Here is an 18,115-nt window from a genome sequence, read left to right as displayed (position 1 = left end):
ATGTCATTTAGGTGTGAATCTGACTTTCTGTTTTACACTCGCGGTAGAAATACGGTGCAAAAATAACTGGAAAAACTGTAACTAACAAATATGCAACTTGAAGTGTTAAAATACAAAAAGTCCCTCATTTAGAGGGACTTAGTTCAAATTACTCCAAGTTGCTTAGAGTTGTTTATAAGGGGTCATTTCCCGATGCAGAAATGAGAGAAGATATTGCCAAGGACTTCATCCGTGGTGATGGTATTGCCCGTGATTTCGGAAAGATGAAAGAGGACTTGGCGTAGGTCTTCGCTTATAAGGTCGCCTGAAAGATTTGCGGAGAGACCTTCGATTACTCTCTGCAATGCTTCTTGAGACTGGCGTAGCGAATAGTAATGACGGGCGGAAGTGACGAGATAGTCGTTTTCATGTATCTCGGGAATGTTGGCGGCCTGGTATATGGCTTGTTTCAGTTCTTCCAGATTCGTACCGTACTTGGCACTGATGCCAATCTGGCGGAATACGCCTTTGGCTTGAGTGGGAGACTGGGTGTAGGCGTTGTGGTCAATTTTATTCCGGACGATGATAACCTTCTGATTGGTATCAATGGCGTCGATTGCAGTTTGCTCTTCTTCGTCAAAGGTGTCTTGGTCGGTCAGCCAGAGTATGATGGTCGCCTGCTTGAGTTTCTCGAATGTTCGTTCAATACCAAGTTGTTCAATGGCATCTTCTGTATTTCGGATACCGGCGGTATCAATAAACCTGAACTTGATGCCATTAATAGTCGTCGTGTCCTCAATCACATCGCGAGTGGTGCCGTGGATGTCGCTGACGATGGCTCTATCTTCGCCTAACAATCTGTTAAGCAACGTGCTCTTGCCAACGTTTGTCTTTCCTATGATTGCAACGGCGACGCCTTCCTTGATGGCCTTGCCACTCTCGAATGATTTGCACAGACTATCAATCTTGTTCTCAATGCTTTCGGCCAAAGCAAGCAATTCTCCCCGCTCAGCAAATTCTAATTCCTCATGGTCGGAGAAGTCAAGCTCGAGTTCAAGCAGAGACGTGATTTTCAACAGCTTGTCACGAAGTATGGCCAAGTCGTTGCTGAAGTGACCTTTGAGCTGGGACATGGCTATTTTATGAGTCGCTTTATTGGTAGACGCAATGAGGTCTGCCACGGCTTCTGCCTGACTAAGGTCCATTTTCCCATTGAGGTAAGCGCGCATAGTGTATTCTCCAGGTGTAGCTTGGCGACAGCCTTTTTCAATAAGTATTCTGAGAATCGTGGCGGCTATGAACGTAGACCCATGGCATGAGATTTCAATAGAATCTTCTCCTGTATAGGAATGGGGTGCATGGAATACACTAACAAGGACTTCATCGACAACCTCGCCGTTGGAGTCTATGATGTTGCCGAAATGTATTGTGTTTGGGCGTGCAGATTTTAGAGGCCTCTTCGAGCTTGATATAAACACCATGTCAGCAATGTCAATCGCTCTGTCACCGCTGATTCTTATGAGTGAGATGGCTCCGCCTGCAGGTGTGGCCAGAGCGCATATAGTATCGTTGTTCATCATCTATATAATAAATATGTATATGTACCTCTAATATATATCCACGCCGATGGTGGTGTTGCTATATTCTATCAGCGTCATACCGTTGTCTCTTGTTTCTCACGTAGGACAATAGTATGACGCTGTTCGTTTTATACGAGATGTCTGTCAGGTCAGACTAGATTCTATCAAGTACTTCTATGATAAGATTGTCGATAGAATTCTTGTAATTAGCATTAGCTTCCTTGGCCACCCTGTTGGCAATTACCATACAGCAAGTCATGGCTTTGTGGCCCATGAGAGCGGAGAGGCCGGCGAGCGCGCTGGATTCCATTTCAAAATTGGTTATGCGCAAGTCGCCATATACAAAGCTCTCTACCTTCTCGTTCTGATGAGGGTCTGCCAGAGGAATTCTCAATTCACGACCCTGGGGGCCGAAGAAACCACCACATGCGATGGTTATGCCTCTTACCATATCTTCTCCAGCAATGCGGTCTACCAACTCTTTGTCACCATCAATCACGTAGGGCGCTGAGAGAAGCGGACTCCAATTCATATGCTTCTTAAATGCCTCCTCAAGTTTGAGGTCGCATACGTCGTTACGTCCGGCATAGAAGTTGAGCAATCCGTCGAAACCGATGCTTTTCACGCTGGCAACAAATGTTCCAACAGGTGTGTATGGCTGGAGACCGCCGCATGTACCAATACGTACAAATGTGAGTTGCTTGAAGGTTTCCTTCTCGTGTCTCGTCTTGAAGTCAATGTTGGCCAAGGCGTCCATCTCATTCACAACGATATCGATGTTGTCACAGCCAATACCTGTGCTTTGTACAGTGATACGTTTTCCTTTATATGTACCTGTGATGGTTTTGAACTCTCTGCTTTCTACTTCACACTCCTTGGTCTCAAAATGAGAGGCAACCAGTGCAACTCTGCCAGGGTCGCCAACGAGAATAATCTTGTCAGCGAGCTGTTCAGGCTTAACGTGCAGATGGAAAATGCTACCATCTGGGTTAATAATTAATTCAGATTCAGCAAAATACTTCATAATAGTTATCTGTTAATAAGTTTGTTCTCAGAGTTTCTTATTCTCTTTTCTGTCTCAGTAATTGTGTTGAGCAGTTGTTCTGTTTCTTGTTCTTTATTGATGATGTCAGTAGATACTTTTGCTTTCTGTGCTTTCGAGAGACTTTCATAATTCAGCCTCATCTTGTCAAGCTCTTCCATCTTTTTGCGATAGAGTGCCTTTTGTCCGTTGAGCATCAGGAATTGCTGGCGGTTTGCTTTGCTCTTGAAGTTATCCAGGCGATGATAGACTAGCTTGTCATTGATGACAAAGGAGAAATACTCGTCACTTGACTTGGCAGCCTGTCGTTCCAGTAGATTGGCCTTCTTTTGCAGTCCTTCTGCGCGGTTACCAAATTTCCATGTGTCGGCGATGCTTTGGATATTGGCATACTTCTTGAGCTCATCTTCCGTCAAGTCATCCTCCTCAAAACTTTTGCGGAGAGTAGGTGGGATGAAAGTATAGATACACACCTTGCCCTCTGGCTGGTTGCGGTCGCTTACCAACCATCCTATATTGTCATACTCGTCTATGGCAAGGAAGTAGTCATTGGCTGTGGAATTGAAGGGGAAACCATAATTCTGGGGCTCATAGAACTTGCCACTGTCGCTGTCGAATGTAGTTGTGAAGATATCGTAACCGCCAACACTGTTGGCTCCCTTTGCCGAGAAGAATAGAGTGATACCGTCAGACAAGACAAACGGATAATTGATTTGATGGAAGGCAGAGTCGATGCCTTCTACCTTGGTGCGTTTACCCCATTTCTCGCCAAGCCAGTCCAAGCGATAGAGCTTATTCCCTCTGACAGTGTCTTCTTCCGCATAATAGGCTTGGTCTCCAAATTCATTGATATAGACCGACATCATTACTGATGTTTTCTTGGCCTTGTTGAAGAATTTGTTGTAAGACATGATTTCGCCAGACTCCTTATTGAGAGGAATCTTTGTCAGAAACGAGTCTCTGTCTACCACCAGACTGTCAATAAACATGATTTTTGCGGTTGATGGCAACATGGATGCGTATAGCTTCTCTTCGGGAGATGGCTCTGTCGACACCTTGACAGCCGGCCGTTTAACTCTGCGATGCTTTTGGGCTTGTGTTGATACACAAGCGGAGATGAGCATCATCAATATAATCAGTTTCTTCATAATGGTTATACTATTTCATAAACACAAGATAAACTGCACAGATAATGAGCAGAAAAGCAAGAATGTGGTTCCAGTGCAAGTTCTGGCCTTGGAAGAGGATGTTGGCTATAATGGCAAACACGACCAGACTGACGCATTCTTGAATCACCTTGAGCTGTACGAGCGAGAATGGGCCTCCATTGCCATCATAACCTATGCGATTGGCTGGAACCTGACAGCAGTATTCCAAGAATGCGATAGACCACGAGAAGACGATAACCCCAATTAGGGGCCAGTCGCGTGAGAGGCCGGTTTCCTGTATTTTCAGATGGCCGTACCAAGCCAATGTCATAAATACGTTGCTCAGTATAAGTAGAATGATGGTGTACAACCCGTTCATTATCTTTTCTTTACTTGTTGTCGTTAGACATGTTGATTAGGCGCTCAGCCATGTTCTTGGCAGCGCGACGCCCGTCGCCCATTGCCAGAATTACGGTAGCGCCACCTCTTACTATATCGCCGCCGGCATACAGTTCTGGACGACTGCTCTGCATCTGTTCGTTCACGACGATGGTATTCTTTCGCCCCAGTTCCAAGCCGGGTATCGACTTGGGTACAAGTGGGTTGGGCGATACGCCCACAGCAACAATTACCTGGTCACATTCTATTGTCAGTGTTTCCCCAGTAGCTATAGGGCTTCTTCTTCCGCTTGCGTCGGATTCACCCAGCTGCATGATGTCGAGTACGGCAGCCTTCACGCGACCTTCTTCATCAGCCAGATATTCTTTGGGATTATGGAGTGTAAGGAAGTTGATGCCTTCCTCTTTGGCATGCTTTACCTCTTCCAGACGGGCAGGCATCTCTGTCTCCGACCTGCGGTAGGCGAGGGTGACATCTGCTCCCAAGCGCTTTGCCGTGCGACAAGAGTCCATTGCCGTGTTTCCGCCGCCTACTACCAGCACTTTCTTGCCGATATTCATGGGTGTGTCTGTCCGTTCATTGGCGGCATCCATCAGATTTACACGGGTCAGATACTCGTTGGATGACATAATATTGATGTAGTTTTCGCCAGGAATGTTCATGAAGTTGGGTAATCCTGCGCCTGAAGCGACGAATATCCCCTTGAATCCCTGTTCTTCGAGCTGCTCTACTGTTATGGTCTTGCCTACAATACAGTCGGTTTGGAATTCCACGCCCATCTTGCGAAGATTGTCTATCTCAACATCGACAATCTTATTGGGCAAACGGAATTCGGGAATACCATACTTCAGCACTCCGCCAATTTCGTGAAGTGCCTCGAATACATGTACGTGAAAGCCGTGCTTGGCCATTTCGCCAGCGAAACTCAGACCGGCAGGACCCGAACCGACAACCGCTACTTTGATGCCGTTCTTAGGTGCCATATCCGGCAGTGCGATACTATTGCTTTCACGTTCATAATCGGCGGCGAAACGCTCAAGATAACCTATGGCCACAGCCGGTTCGTTCATCTTGAGATGGATACATTTGCTTTCACACTGTTTCTCCTGGGGGCATACGCGGCCACATACGGCGGGCAGAGCCGAGGTTTGTTTCAGCACCTTGGCTGCAGCGAGGAATTCGCCGCGCTCTATATTCTTGATGAATGAGGGGATGTTGATACTTACAGGACAACCTTCCACGCATCCAGGCTTGGCACAGTCCAGACAGCGTTGAGCCTCAACGAGAGCCATCTCTTTGGTGAGGCCTTTGTTGACCTCTTCCAGTCGTGTTGTGGCGCGATAGGTGGCATCCAGTTCGGGCATTACCACGCGGGCAATCGCCTTGCGCTCTTTGGCACTCTTCGCCTTTCTCAGTTCTTCACGCCATGCAGCGTTGCGGTCTGTGAGGTCACATGCTTCGGCAATATTGTTACACTTGCAGCTATTGCTGTCAGCACAGCTCTCTTTCTCTTCAGCTACGGGAATAGTTACGTGTTCGGCATAGTGTTCCATCTCCACGCGTTCAACGGCCTTGAAAGTACCCATACGCTTGAACATTTCATCCCAATCTACAAGGTTGCCGTCAAACTCAGGGCCGTCGATACATACAAACTTCGTCTTTCCGCCAATAGTCAGTCGGCATGCTCCACACATGCCGGTTCCGTCTACCATAATCGTGTTCAGAGAGACGTCGTTAGGGATATTGTACTTTTGTGCCATCAAGGAACAGAACTTCATCATGATGGGAGGTCCGATGGCAAGCACCTTGTCGACATGCTCGCGCTTGATAACCTTTTCCATACCTGCGGTGACCACACCTTTTTCGCCCCACGAACCATCGTCGGTCATGATGATGACCTCGTCTGAGTATTGGGCGACTTCGTCCACCATTATCACCAGTTCCTTTGTGCGACCGGCCAGTACCGATACTACTCGGTTACCGGCTTTTTTCAGCGCAGTAAGAATCGGTAATATTGCGGCTATTCCAATGCCGCCTCCAGCACAAAGCACGGTTCCGTAGTTCTCGATTTTTGATGGAGTTCCCAACGGGCCTACTACGTCTTCTATATATGCGCCTGGTTCCAATCGGCACAATTTGGTAGAAGAGAGACCTACTTCCTGTACTACCAGAGTAAGGGTTCCTTTGTCGGCATCTGACATGGCGATAGTATAGGGTACGCGTTCGCTGTTCTTGTCGACGCGGATGATGATGAAGTTGCCGGCTTTGCAGCTTCTTGCTATAAGCGGCGCTTCTATTTCAAGGCAGAATACTCTCTCTGAATATTGTTTTTTGGAAATAAGTTTGAACATGGTGGAATGATGATTTCTTGTTGTTAACAAGTGGGGAAGGGCTGTTCGCCCTTACCCCATATATAATAAGGTGGAATTAGAAATTCTTGTCGTCGAGCATCTCGAAGCCGCAGTAGGGTACCAGTACACGAGGAACGCGGATGCCTTCAGGTGTCTGGTTGTTCTCAATGATAGCGGCTACAATACGTGGAAGAGCCAGGGCCGAGCCATTGAGTGTGTGGCAGATTTCTATCTTCTTAGTGTCATTGCGACGGAAACGGCAGTGCAGGCGGTTGGCCTGATAACTCTCAAAGTTGGATACTGACGAAACCTCAAGCCAACGCTTTTGTGCAGCACTCCATACTTCGAAGTCATAGCAGATGGCAGAGGTGAAACTCATGTCACCGCCGCACAGACGCAGAATATGATAGGGGAGTTCCAGCTTCTTCAGCAGCCCCTCTACATGGTCGAGCATTTCGTTCAGACTTTGGTATGAATGTTCGGGAGTGTCGATGCGTACAATTTCAACCTTGTCAAACTGATGGAGACGGTTGAGACCTCTTACGTCCTTGCCATAGCTTCCTGCTTCACGACGGAAACAGGCTGAATAGGCGCAGCGCTTGATGGGCAGGTCCTTCTCGTCCAGTATCTCGTCTCTGAAGATGTTGGTAACAGGAACTTCAGCGGTGGGGATGAGATAGAGATTGTCCAGATTGGCGTGATACATCTGGCCTTCCTTGTCGGGCAGCTGGCCGGTGCCATATCCGCTGGCTTCGTTCACTACGTAGGGAGGCTGTATCTCCAGATAACCGCTCTTGCGGGCCTCGTCGAGGAAGAAAGCCTCGAGAGCGCGCTGGAAACGTGCCATCTTGCCGATGTAGAGAGGGAAACCGGCGCCGGTAATCTTGACGCCGAGGTCAAAATCAACCAGATTATATTTCTTGAGCAAATCCCAGTGGCAAGGAGCGTCTTCGGGAAGTTCGGGCATGTGGCCTCCTTCTTTGACTACCACGTTGTCTGCAGCATCCTTGCCTTCGGGCACGTCGTCGTTGGGTATGTTAGGGATGGTGAGCAGTATGTCTGTCATATCCTGCTGTGCCTTTTCCATAATCTCTTGCAGAGCCTTGTCGGTACATTTGAGCTCGGCAACTTGTTCCTTGGTCGAATTGGCCTCGTCCTTCTTGCCGTCTTTCATCAACTGGCCTATCTGCTTGGACAGCAGGTTCTGTTGTTGCTTGTTGTTGTCTAATTTCTGCTGGGTTTCACGACGCAGCTTGTCGTACTCCAGTACCTTCTCGATGGCTTCACGAGCACCTTTGAAGTGTTTCTTTTCCAACCCGCGCACCACGCGCTCGGTTTCTTCACTGATAAGTTTTAATGTAAGCATAACTTATACTTTATTATAATATGTATATTTACGCAGCAAAGTTAGTAATAATAATTGAAACGAACAAATAATCGTGACTCTCTTTATCTTGAAAAGAAATAAGCTGACAGAACGTCGTTCTATCAGCTTATTCCGATTGTTTGTCATTATTGTTACTTGATTATCTCAAGTTCTTTGAATGCTTTCTTCAATATCTGAACACCGCGCTCAACCTGTTCTTGGGTGTGAGATGCCATAAGGGCAAATCTTACCAGCGTATCCTGTGGTGCGCAGGCTGGTGGGATAACGGGGTTGATGAACACACCGTTGTCAAAGGCCAGCTTGGTAACCATAAAGGTCTTCTCGATGTCTCTTACATAGAGAGGTATGATAGGACTTTCGGTATCTCCGATTTCAAAGCCTTCTTCCTTGAAGCGCTTCAGAGCATAGTTGGTCACATCCCAAAGGTGCTCCAGACGCGAGGGCTCCTCCTGAAGGATGTGTAGAGCCTCGAGAGCAGCAGCGGTAGCGGCGGGAGTGTCGCTGGCACTGAAGATATAAGTACGGCAGCTGTGGCGCAGGAAATTGATGGTGTCTGCATCGCCGGCAATGAAGCCGCCAATCGATGCAAGGCTCTTCGAGAATGTGCCCATGATGAGGTCTACCTCGTCAGTCAGACCGAAGTGGTCGCAGACTCCGCGTCCCTGCTTGCCGAATACGCCAAGGCCGTGTGCCTCGTCTACCATGAGCGAACAGTTGTATTTATGCTTGAGTTCTACGATTTCAGGCAGCTTGGCCAAATCACCTTCCATAGAGAAGACGCCATCGACTACGATGAGCTTGATGGCCTCCTTAGGCAGTTTCTGAAGCACGCGCTCCAGATCTTCCATGTCGTTGTGTTTGTAGTGGAGCTGAGTGGCAAATGACAGACGACGGCCGTCAACGATACTTGCGTGGTCGCGGTCGTCACAGATAATATAATCTCCACGGCCTACCACCATTGCGATAACACCAGCGTTGACTGAGAAACCTGTGGCAAAGCATAGAGCGTCGTCTTTATGTTCAAACTCGGCGAGTTCTTTTTCTAATTGTACGTGAATGTCAAGAGTACCATTCAGAAAACGGCTACCGGCGCATCCGGATCCGTATTTATCAAGCGCTTTGTGGGCGGCCTCGATAACTCTCTCGTCACCGGTAAGACCTGTATAGGCGTTTGAGCCAAACATCAATACCTTGTGGCCGTCCATTTCTACTTCTGGACCCTGTTTGCTGGTTATTGCACGGAAATATGGATACACTCCTGCAGCCATATACTTCTGTGGCTCTCGGTAATTCTTATACCTTTCTTGTAATTGTCCCATTTTAAACTCTCGTTATTAGTCAAATTTTGTGCAAAGGTACAAAAAAAACTTATAAAAGAGCGAAATGTGATAAGAAATAACTCTTTTTGATAAAAATAATACCGTTTGTGAAGAAATATGGAAAGCTTTTTTGTACTTTTGCAGTTAAAGATTCATTTATGAAGTTGAAAGTATTATTCATAATGAACCCTATTTCGGGTACTACGAGTAAGGATGGCATTGCGCCGTTAATCGACAAATATATAGACAGCAGCAAGTTTGATTGTCAGATTCACGTTACCGAGTATGCGGGTCATGCCGAGCAACTGGCAAGACAGGCTGCCGCTGATGGGGTTGATGTCTGCGTGGCTGTTGGTGGCGATGGGACCGTCAATGAGGTAGGTCGCGCCATCGTACATTCCCATACGGCTTTGGGCATTATCCCCTGCGGTTCGGGTAATGGTCTTGCGCGCCACCTGATGATACCTATCAATATCCGGAAGGCGCTCGAGATAATCAATCTGTGCCAGATACGACCTCTCGACTATGGTGTCATCAATGGCTATCCCTTCTTCTGTACTTGTGGAATGGGTTTCGACGCTTGTGTCAGTCACAAGTTTGCCGAAGCTGGCAAGCGTGGCCCCATCACTTATGTCCAGAAGGTTCTGGAGGAAGGACTGAAGTACCAACCGGAGACTTACGAGATTTGTGATGAGAACGGGACCGCTACTTATAAGGCTTTCCTGGTCTCTTGTGCCAATGCGTCGCAGTATGGCAACAATTGCTACATTGCGCCACAGGCATCCATGAGCGACGGACTGATGGATGTAATCATCATGGAGCCATTCGACCTGCTCGAAGCGCCCCAGATAAGCATTGACATGTTCAATAAGACGCTCGACCAGAGTTCCAAAATCAAGACGTTCAGAACCAAGCATCTGCATATACACCGCTCTAAGCCCGGGATGATACATTTCGACGGCGACCCTGTCATGACCGACGCCGACGTTGAGGTTACGCTGCAGGAGAAGGGCATCAATATCGTCGTGAACCCTTATGCCGACCGAAGCAAGCGCAAGCCTAATGCCTTCCAGAGCGCCGCAGCGCAGATATTCAATGAGATAAACATCGTGCGTGACGACTTGTCGAAGCAGGGACGCCATGTACTGGCGCTCAGCAAAGTACTGCAACGCAAATTGAATATCTGACAGATGTTTTTATAGGTAAAAATCTTCTGTCAGTGCTTTATACCAAGCAGAACGGTCACCTCCCTCCATGAGGACGTGACACTCCTCCAGATAGGAGTCGGTCTGATATTTGCCAAACGTGACCAGCATGCGTTTGGCAGTTTTCTTCTCTGTGGTCTTGATTAGTGTTTTCTTGTGGATGAAGAACCCTGCGATGCTGCTTTCCTGCAGGAAGACGGCCGACTGGTCGGTGGGGATGATTATCGACAGCATTCCGTCGGGGGCAAGTAGTCTATAGGCATGCCGGAAGAGGTCTTGGGGAAGCAGCGAGTCGGTGTGGCGTGCCATGGAGCGCTGCTCGTCGGGGCATTTCAGTGACTCTGAAAAGAAGGGAGGGTTGCACACGATGCTGTCATATTGTTGCGGTGGTTCAAATGATGACACATCGCTGTGATATACATTGATTCTCGAGGCAAAACGACTGTCAGCGACATTGCCCCGAGCCTGCTTGCAAGCCTTGGGGTCGATGTCGATACAGTCGATATGCGCGCCGTCAAAGCGCTGCGCCATCATCAGGGCAATGAGACCGGTGCCTGTGCCGATATCCAATATCCTGTCGCCACCGTCGGCCCAACTGCCCAACAGCACACCATCGGTGCCCACTTTCATGGCGCACATGTCGTGCTTGACCACAAACTGCTTGAATGTAAAACAATCCTTCATAAGTGTTGCAGTAATCTCCTTAGTTACAAAGGTAATCATTTTCTCTGTAACCGACAACGTTTCGACCGATATCATTGCAGCAAAATCATTGCAAATCGTCCTTGCCGCCACGATGTTCCTTGATAATAATCTACTTGTGGCAAGTTATATGAAGAGCGAAGCGGCGAAATTGTCCGCGATGGCTTTTAATATGATTTTGAAGCGCGATTTGGTGATTTCGCACTCTGAAACCATCATTGCAAACTGCGATTTGCTGAATTCGCGCTTTGCAATCTGCGCAAAGCCGTATCGTGGGCAGATGAGGGTTAAAGTTGGCATCGCCAACGCGCCTGTCATTCACAAGATCGTGACTTGTGGAGAGGCGCGCGTCTCTTATACCTATTTATATTTGTATACAGAGAGTGGGGTGGGGGCTTGCAGATAAACGATGCAAACCTATTTTCTCTTGAACACAATCTGCTTGGGCAGCTTCACCCACTTGCGGTTGCGTGCCACCTTCAGCGCGCTTCCCTTGAGCTGCTTCAGGGTGCAGATGCCGTCCTTGCCGATGACCAGCTCTGCCTTCAGGTCTTCGCTTCCATAGTCATTGACCATGTCGAGCTGGGCTGCGGTGTCGCTGTGGTTGGTTCTGGCGTCTGTAATGAGCCATTTGCGGCCGTCTTTGTAGTCGCCCAGAAAGCCCGGCATGGCACCGTATATTTCCTGGTTAGGCACGACCACGTTGTTTTGGTAAAAATCTATTACCAGGTATATCCCCAACTCTTCGTTGACAAACTTTCCGCTGAAGTTCTTGGTTGACTGCGCAATAGAGTTTAGCGCTGCCAAAAGCAAGATAATGATGGTGTATGTTTTTTTCATTTCGTTACTTCCAAAGATGGTTTTTGCTCTTTTCAAGGGCAAAGTTAGTAATTCCAAATCAAGAAACGTGCCTATATTTGAAGATTTTAACACATAAATTTCTTATTCTGCGATTTTTAGATTACCTTTGCGTCGTATTATAAATAGTTATGAAGAGAACATTATTGTTTCCGGAATATATATTTGAGTCGAGTTGGGAGGTTTGCAATAAGGTTGGCGGTATCTACACAGTACTCTCGTCGCGTGCCCTCACACTACAGAAAGAACTCGGTGACAATCTCATTTTTATAGGTCCTGATTTTGGAGAGGAAACTCCCTATTTTACAGAAGACAAGCGGCTTTACATTGATTGGGTTAATCAGGAGAAGGAATTGGCTTTACGCGTGGGTAGATGGAATGTACCCGGCAATCCTATAGCAATCTTAGTTGACTTCAAACCATTCTTCGCTCAGAAGAATGATATATACACTTGGTTGTGGGAACACTATCAGGTGGATAGTCTGCATGCCTATGGCGATTACGACGAAGCCTCGATGTTCTCCTATGCTGCCGGCCGAGTGGTAGAGAGCTTCTATCGTTACTACATCAATGGCAACCGTCGCGTGGTATATCATGGCAATGAGTGGATGACTGGTCTCGGTCTGCTGTACGTCAAGAGCAAGGTGCCCGAGATAGCCACTATATTCACCACCCATGCCACAAGTATAGGTCGAAGCATCGCCGGCAACAACAAGCCGCTCTATCAGTATCTCGACGCTTACAATGGCAATCAGATGGCTGATGAACTCAATATGCAGTCCAAACATTCCATCGAATTGCGTACTGCCCACAACGTTGCCTGCTTCACTACTGTGAGCGACATTACCGCTCTGGAGTGCAAGGAGTTGCTGGACAAGCCCGTAGATGTGGTTCTGCCCAATGGATTTGAAAACGACTTTGTGCCCAAGGGCGCTGCGTTTACCCGCAAGAGGAAGTTGGCAAGAGCCAAACTCCTGAACATAGCCAACGCGCTGATGGGTACCAGTCTGGACGACGACACCGTAATCGTGTCGACAAGCGGCCGTTATGAGTTCCGCAACAAGGGCATCGATGTCTTCATCGACTCTCTCAACCGTCTGCGTCACAATGACAGACTCAACCGCAATGTGCTCGCCTTCATCGAAGTGCCGGGCTGGGTAGGCGTGGGCCGTCAGGACTTGCAGGAACGCCTCGCGCTGATGGAGCAAGGCAAGACTTTTGATACGCCCCTCGACAATCCGAGAGTCACCCATTGGCTGCACAATGCCAATGACGACAAGGTGCTCGGCATGATGAACTATCTCGACATGCACAACCGTCTCGATGACAAGGTCAAAGTGATATTCATCCCTTGTTATCTTACTGGCGACGACGGCATCGTCGATATGCCATACTATGACGTAGTGCTCGGCAATGACCTCTGCGTCTATCCCTCATACTACGAGCCTTGGGGCTATACCCCGCTTGAGGCCATCGCTTTCCATGTGCCTTGTATCACTACCGATTTGGCAGGCTTCGGACTGTGGGCCAACCAGGTAAAGGGGGCAGACAGCGAACTCAGAGATGGCGTCAAGGTGGTGCATCGTACCGACTATAATTATAATAATGTGGCCGACGAGCTTTGTGAGACCATTAGAGAGTTTGCAGCCATGTCGCCCGACGAGGTAAAGACATGCCGCGATGCGGCAGTGCGCCTCTCCAAGAAGGCATTGTGGAGCAAATTCATCGCCTACTACAAGGAAGCCTACGACATCGCACTCTCCAAGTCTGCAAAGAGATAACATATATTAATAAGGTAATACTAATAAATTACATATATGAAGATAAAGTCAGATTATGTCAACGAGCCGAAATGGAAGGAGTTGACAATCAAATCAAGATTGCCAGAAAAATTAAAATGTCTGGATGAGCTCGCTCACAACATGTGGTGGGGCTGGAACTACGAAGCACGTAACATGTTTAAGTGTCTCGATGAAAAGCTCTATGAGGAAGTTGGACACAACCCAGTGCTTCTTCTGGAGAGATTAAGCTATGATCGCAAGGTCGAAATCGTGAACGATACAAAGCTGATGAAGAAAATCAAGGATGTATATGCGAAGTTTACGACCTATATGAACGTCAAGCCCGATGCCAGTCGTCCTTCTGTAGCTTATTTCTGTATGGAATATGGTCTCAACCAGGTGCTCAAGATTTACTCCGGTGGTCTCGGTATGCTGGCTGGTGACTACCTCAAGGAGGCTTCTGACAGTAATGTAGACCTCTGTGCCGTAGGTTTCCTCTATCGCTTCGGCTACTTCACTCAGAGTCTGAGTATGGACGGCCAGCAGATTGCCAAATACGACGCCCAGAACTTCAATTCTCTTCCTATTGAGCGCGTTCTGGACAAGGATGGCAACCCTGTTGTGGTAGACGTACCCTATATGAACTATCAGGTACATGCTTATGTTTGGCAGGTAAACGTTGGCCGTATCAAGCTCTATCTGCTCGATACCGACAATGATATGAACTCTGAGTTTGACCGTCCTATCACCCATTCACTGTATGGCGGCGACTGGGAGAACCGTCTGAAGCAGGAAATCCTGCTGGGTATTGGTGGTATCCTTACTCTGAAGAAGCTCGGAATTACCAAGGACATCTATCACTGCAATGAGGGCCACGCTGCCCTGTGCAATCTGCAGCGTCTCTGCGACTATGTTGACAATGGCCTTACCTTCAACCAGGCTATGGAGCTGGTTAAGGCTTCTTCACTCTATACCGTTCACACTCCTGTGCCTGCCGGTCACGACTACTTCGATGAGTCTCTGTTTGGCAAGTACATGGGCGGCTATCCTTCACGTCTCGGCATCAGCTGGGATGAGTTTATCGGCATGGGTCGTCAGAATCCTGATGACCACAGTGAGCGTTTCTGTATGTCAACATTCGCTTGCAACACCTGCCAGGGTATCAATGGCGTGAGCAAGCTCCATGGCTGGGTTAGCCAGCAGATGTTCCAGCCCTTGTGGAAGGGATATTTTGCAGAGGAAAACTCAGTGGGCTATGTTACCAATGGCGTTCACTTCCCATCATGGACAGCGACAGAGTGGCGTAAGGTATATGACAAGTATTTCGACGAGTCGTTCATGAGCGACCAGAGCAATGAGTCTATCTGGCATGGTATCTACAACGTTCCAGACGATGAAATCTGGGAGACCCGTATGGCTCTCAAGAAGAAGCTCATTAGCTATATCCGTGAGAAGTTTACCCAGACATGGCTCCGCAACCAGGGCGACCCTGCTCGCGTGGTATCCCTGCTTGAGCGCATCAACCCCAACGCGCTGATGATTGGCTTCTGCCGTCGTTTTGCTACTTACAAGCGCGCCCACCTGCTCTTCACCGACCTGGAACGCCTCAGCAAGATTGTTAACGACCCCGAGCATCCAGTTCTCTTCTTCTTCTCTGGTAAGGCTCACCCCGCCGACGGGGCCGGACAGGGACTTATCAAGAAGATCTTTGAAATCAGCCAGCGTCCAGAGTTCCTCGGCAAGATTATCTTCCTTGAGGACTACGATATGCAGCTTGCCCGTCGCTTGGTATCTGGTGTTGATATCTGGATGAATACTCCTACCCGTCCTCTCGAGGCTTCCGGTACTTCTGGTGAGAAGGCCGAGATGAACGGTGTGGTTAACCTCTCTGTTCTTGATGGCTGGTGGGTTGAAGGCTATCGTGAGGGTGCCGGTTGGGCTCTCCCCGAGAAGCGTACCTATCAGAACCAGGGTTATCAGGACCAGCTCGACGCAGCTACAATCTATGGTCTGCTCGAGAATGAGATTATTCCTCTCTACTATAAGAAGTCTAAGAAGGGCTATAGTGAGGGTTGGATTAAGGTAATCAAGAACTCTATCGCCACTATCGCTCCCCACTACACCATGAAGCGTCAGTTGGATGACTACTACACTAAGTTCTACAACGCCCAGGCTGCACGCTACCACAAGCTGGCTGCCGACAACAATCGTCTGGCTAAGGACCTGGCTCAGTGGAAGGAAACCGTTGCCGAGCGTTGGGATAGTATCAACGTTGTGTCTAAGGAGACAACTCTCCTTGATAATGGCGGCGAGACCGGAGTAAGCTACAAGCTGAGATATGTCATCGACGAGCAGGGTCTTGTGGATGCTGTTGGTCTGGAGCTTGTTTCGCTCAACAACGAACTTACTCCTGATGGTCGCCAGGTTTACAGCGTTCATCCGTTTGAGGTAGTTGGCCACGAGGGCAATAACTATATCTTCGAGGTAAATGTTGAACCCGATGTTGCTGGTGCCTTCCGTACTTGTGTTCGTATGTATCCCAAGAATGCTGAGCTGCCCCATCGTCAGGACTTCTGCTATGTGAAGTGGCTTGACTAATATTATTAAATTTATATATGGAGAGGGTGGTTGTTTGAGCAACCATCCTCTTTTTTTGTCCACATCTGGCATTTTTATTTGTAATAGATTGTGTGATTAACATAAATGATGTATTTTTGCAGATGAGATAGGTCTTTGGAATGCGGCCTGTCAGAATAATATATAGTATAGATATGACCACCGATTACCAGATAAGAGTTACGCCGCAAGTCGCGGCAAGCGAGCAGAGTATATTACAGTTTTTGGCAGACGAAAAGGGCGTCGATGTGACGAAGGTTACGACCACGCGCATTGTCAAACGGTCGATAGATGCCCGTCAACGTAATATATTCATCAACCTCACGGTCAGAGTCTACATCAATGAGTTTCCTTCCGGTGACTTCCAACGCACCGTCTATCCCCAGGTAGATGAAAAGCCTCAGGTGCTCGTGATAGGAGAGGGCCCCGGCGGCTTGTTTGCTGCTTTGCGACTGATAGAACTTGGGTATAAGCCGATTGTGCTTGAGCGTGGAAAGAATGTCCATGACCGTAAGCGTGATATGGCACTCATTGCCAAAATCCAAAAGGTGGATGAAGAGTCCAACTATTGTTTTGGCGAAGGCGGAGCTGGCGCTTACTCGGATGGCAAGTTGTTTACACGCAGCAAGAAGCGTGGCAATGTCGACAAGATACTTAATGTATTCTGTCAGCACGGTGCCTCCACATCCATTCTGGTTGACGCCCACCCTCATATAGGTACAGACAAGTTGCCCCGAGTTATAGAAAACATGCGCAACACTATCCTTGGATGTGGCGGTCAGGTGCATTTCCAGACCAAAATGACCAGCCTCATCACCAAGGGTGATACCGTGGTCGGTGTAGAAGCGGTAGATCTGAATACAGGTGAGCAACGTTGCTGGAATGGTCCTGTCATTCTTGCCACGGGTCATAGTGCTCGCGACGTTTATCGTTATCTTTATCGTGACAATATTGAGATTGAGGCCAAAGGCATTGCCGTCGGTGTAAGACTCGAGCATCCCGCCATGCTTATAGACCAGATACAATATCACAGTAAGCAAGGTCGCGGCAAATACCTTCCTGCTGCAGAGTATAGCATGGTCACTCAGGTTGACGGAAGGGGCGTTTATAGCTTTTGCATGTGTCCCGGCGGTTTTGTAATACCCGCTGCAACAGGACCCGAGCAAATCGTTGTCAATGGTATGAGCCCCGCCAACCGTGGAACCAAGTGGAGCAATTCGGGTATGGTTGTCGAGTTGCGTCCCGAGGATATCGATGCAGACAATCCATTGGCCGTTATGCACTACCAGGAGGAAGTTGAGAAGATGTGTTGGCAACAAGGAAACCGTCAGCAGACAGCTCCAGCCCAGCGAATGGCTGACTTCGTGAACAACAGATTGAGCTATGACCTACCCGCAAGCAGCTATGCGCCCGGATTGATTTCGAGCCCATTGCATTTCTGGATGCCCAAGCCGATTGCATCACGCCTTCAGGAAGGTTTCAAGACCTTTGGTCGCCAGGCTCATGGTTTTCTTACCAATGAAGCGGTGCTCATAGCTATGGAAACACGTACCAGCTCGCCGGTGAGAATACTTCGCAACCGGGAAACGCTTATGCATGTGAGACTCCAGGGCCTTTTCCCTTGTGGAGAAGGAGCTGGGTATGCAGGCGGAATTGTGTCTGCCGGCGTAGATGGTGAGCGTTGTGCCGAGCAGTGTGCTGCTTATCTGCAACAAATCTAATTCAGTCAGGCTTGAGATATAGCGTAG

The 18,115-nt window shown here is 48.3% G+C and carries 14 protein-coding genes; 5 read left to right on the top strand and 9 right to left on the bottom strand.

Annotation, left to right across the window (positions count from 1 at the left end; genetic code table 11):
• Positions 1 to 182 precede the first annotated feature (182 nt).
• From mnmE to CIK94_RS06315, 7 genes are all read right to left on the bottom strand, one after another.
• Positions 183 to 1,556 carry a tRNA uridine-5-carboxymethylaminomethyl(34) synthesis GTPase MnmE gene (gene mnmE, locus CIK94_RS06345; RefSeq protein WP_094422295.1) on the bottom strand — a complete coding sequence of 458 codons (1,374 nt, stop codon included), beginning with the start codon at positions 1,554 to 1,556 and terminating at the stop codon, positions 183 to 185.
• Between the two features lie 157 nt (positions 1,557 to 1,713).
• Positions 1,714 to 2,586: a nucleoside phosphorylase gene (locus CIK94_RS06340; protein ID WP_094386502.1), complete on the bottom strand. Its 873-nt coding sequence runs from the start codon at positions 2,584 to 2,586 to the stop codon at positions 1,714 to 1,716.
• Positions 2,587 to 2,588: 2 nt separating this feature from the next.
• Positions 2,589 to 3,749, bottom strand: coding sequence for a hypothetical protein (locus CIK94_RS06335; protein ID WP_144008322.1), 1,161 nt, complete (start codon positions 3,747 to 3,749; stop codon positions 2,589 to 2,591).
• Between the two features lie 10 nt (positions 3,750 to 3,759).
• Positions 3,760 to 4,128, bottom strand: coding sequence for a DMT family protein (locus CIK94_RS06330; protein WP_022311065.1), 369 nt, complete (start codon positions 4,126 to 4,128; stop codon positions 3,760 to 3,762).
• A gap of 10 nt (positions 4,129 to 4,138) precedes the next feature.
• Positions 4,139 to 6,499, bottom strand: coding sequence for a bifunctional dihydroorotate dehydrogenase B NAD binding subunit/NADPH-dependent glutamate synthase (locus CIK94_RS06325; protein ID WP_094421979.1), 2,361 nt, complete (start codon positions 6,497 to 6,499; stop codon positions 4,139 to 4,141).
• Between the two features lie 76 nt (positions 6,500 to 6,575).
• Positions 6,576 to 7,865 (bottom strand): serine--tRNA ligase, encoded by a 1,290-nt coding sequence (gene serS / locus CIK94_RS06320; protein WP_094421977.1) that lies wholly within the window; start codon positions 7,863 to 7,865, stop codon positions 6,576 to 6,578.
• 152 nt (positions 7,866 to 8,017) lie between these two features.
• Positions 8,018 to 9,205 (bottom strand): aminotransferase class I/II-fold pyridoxal phosphate-dependent enzyme, encoded by a 1,188-nt coding sequence (locus tag CIK94_RS06315; protein WP_022311062.1) that lies wholly within the window; start codon positions 9,203 to 9,205, stop codon positions 8,018 to 8,020.
• Between the two features lie 158 nt (positions 9,206 to 9,363).
• On the opposite strand from CIK94_RS06315, the gene CIK94_RS06310 reads away from it, so the two are divergent.
• Positions 9,364 to 10,392 (top strand): diacylglycerol kinase family protein, encoded by a 1,029-nt coding sequence (locus CIK94_RS06310; protein WP_094421975.1) that lies wholly within the window; start codon positions 9,364 to 9,366, stop codon positions 10,390 to 10,392.
• Between the two features lie 9 nt (positions 10,393 to 10,401).
• On the opposite strand, the gene CIK94_RS06305 is transcribed toward CIK94_RS06310, so the two are convergent.
• A complete protein-coding gene (locus CIK94_RS06305) occupies positions 10,402 to 11,094 on the bottom strand; it encodes a tRNA1(Val) (adenine(37)-N6)-methyltransferase (RefSeq protein WP_094421973.1) in 693 nt (230 codons plus the stop codon).
• On the opposite strand from CIK94_RS06305, the gene CIK94_RS06300 reads away from it, so the two are divergent.
• The gene (locus tag CIK94_RS06300) at positions 11,072 to 11,518 is read left to right on the top strand and encodes a hypothetical protein (protein ID WP_144008321.1); all 447 of its coding nucleotides are present in this window, start codon (positions 11,072 to 11,074) and stop codon (positions 11,516 to 11,518) included. The genes CIK94_RS06305 and CIK94_RS06300 overlap by 23 nt on opposite strands.
• 11 nt (positions 11,519 to 11,529) lie before the next feature.
• On the opposite strand, the gene CIK94_RS06295 is transcribed toward CIK94_RS06300, so the two are convergent.
• Positions 11,530 to 11,952 carry a hypothetical protein gene (locus tag CIK94_RS06295; protein WP_094421969.1) on the bottom strand — a complete coding sequence of 141 codons (423 nt, stop codon included), beginning with the start codon at positions 11,950 to 11,952 and terminating at the stop codon, positions 11,530 to 11,532.
• Positions 11,953 to 12,101: 149 nt separating this feature from the next.
• Between CIK94_RS06295 and CIK94_RS06290 the strand changes: the two genes are divergently transcribed.
• The 3 genes from CIK94_RS06290 to CIK94_RS06280 all read left to right on the top strand — a co-directional run bounded on the left by CIK94_RS06290 (position 12,102) and on the right by CIK94_RS06280 (position 18,088).
• A complete protein-coding gene (locus tag CIK94_RS06290; RefSeq protein ID WP_094421967.1) occupies positions 12,102 to 13,751 on the top strand; it encodes a glycosyltransferase in 1,650 nt (549 codons plus the stop codon).
• Positions 13,752 to 13,787: 36 nt separating this feature from the next.
• Complete coding sequence (gene glgP, locus CIK94_RS06285; RefSeq protein ID WP_094421965.1) at positions 13,788 to 16,349, top strand: alpha-glucan family phosphorylase; 2,562 nt, start codon at positions 13,788 to 13,790, stop codon at positions 16,347 to 16,349.
• Positions 16,350 to 16,522: 173 nt separating this feature from the next.
• Positions 16,523 to 18,088, top strand: a complete 1,566-nt coding sequence (locus CIK94_RS06280) for an NAD(P)/FAD-dependent oxidoreductase (RefSeq protein WP_094386640.1) — start codon at positions 16,523 to 16,525, stop codon at positions 18,086 to 18,088.
• Positions 18,089 to 18,115 lie beyond the last annotated feature (27 nt).

Origin of the sequence: Prevotella sp. P4-51, assembly GCF_002251455.1 — a bacterium.
Taxonomy (GTDB): Bacteria; Bacteroidota; Bacteroidia; order Bacteroidales; family Bacteroidaceae; genus Prevotella.
This window is presented reverse-complemented; position numbering and strand designations above follow the sequence as displayed.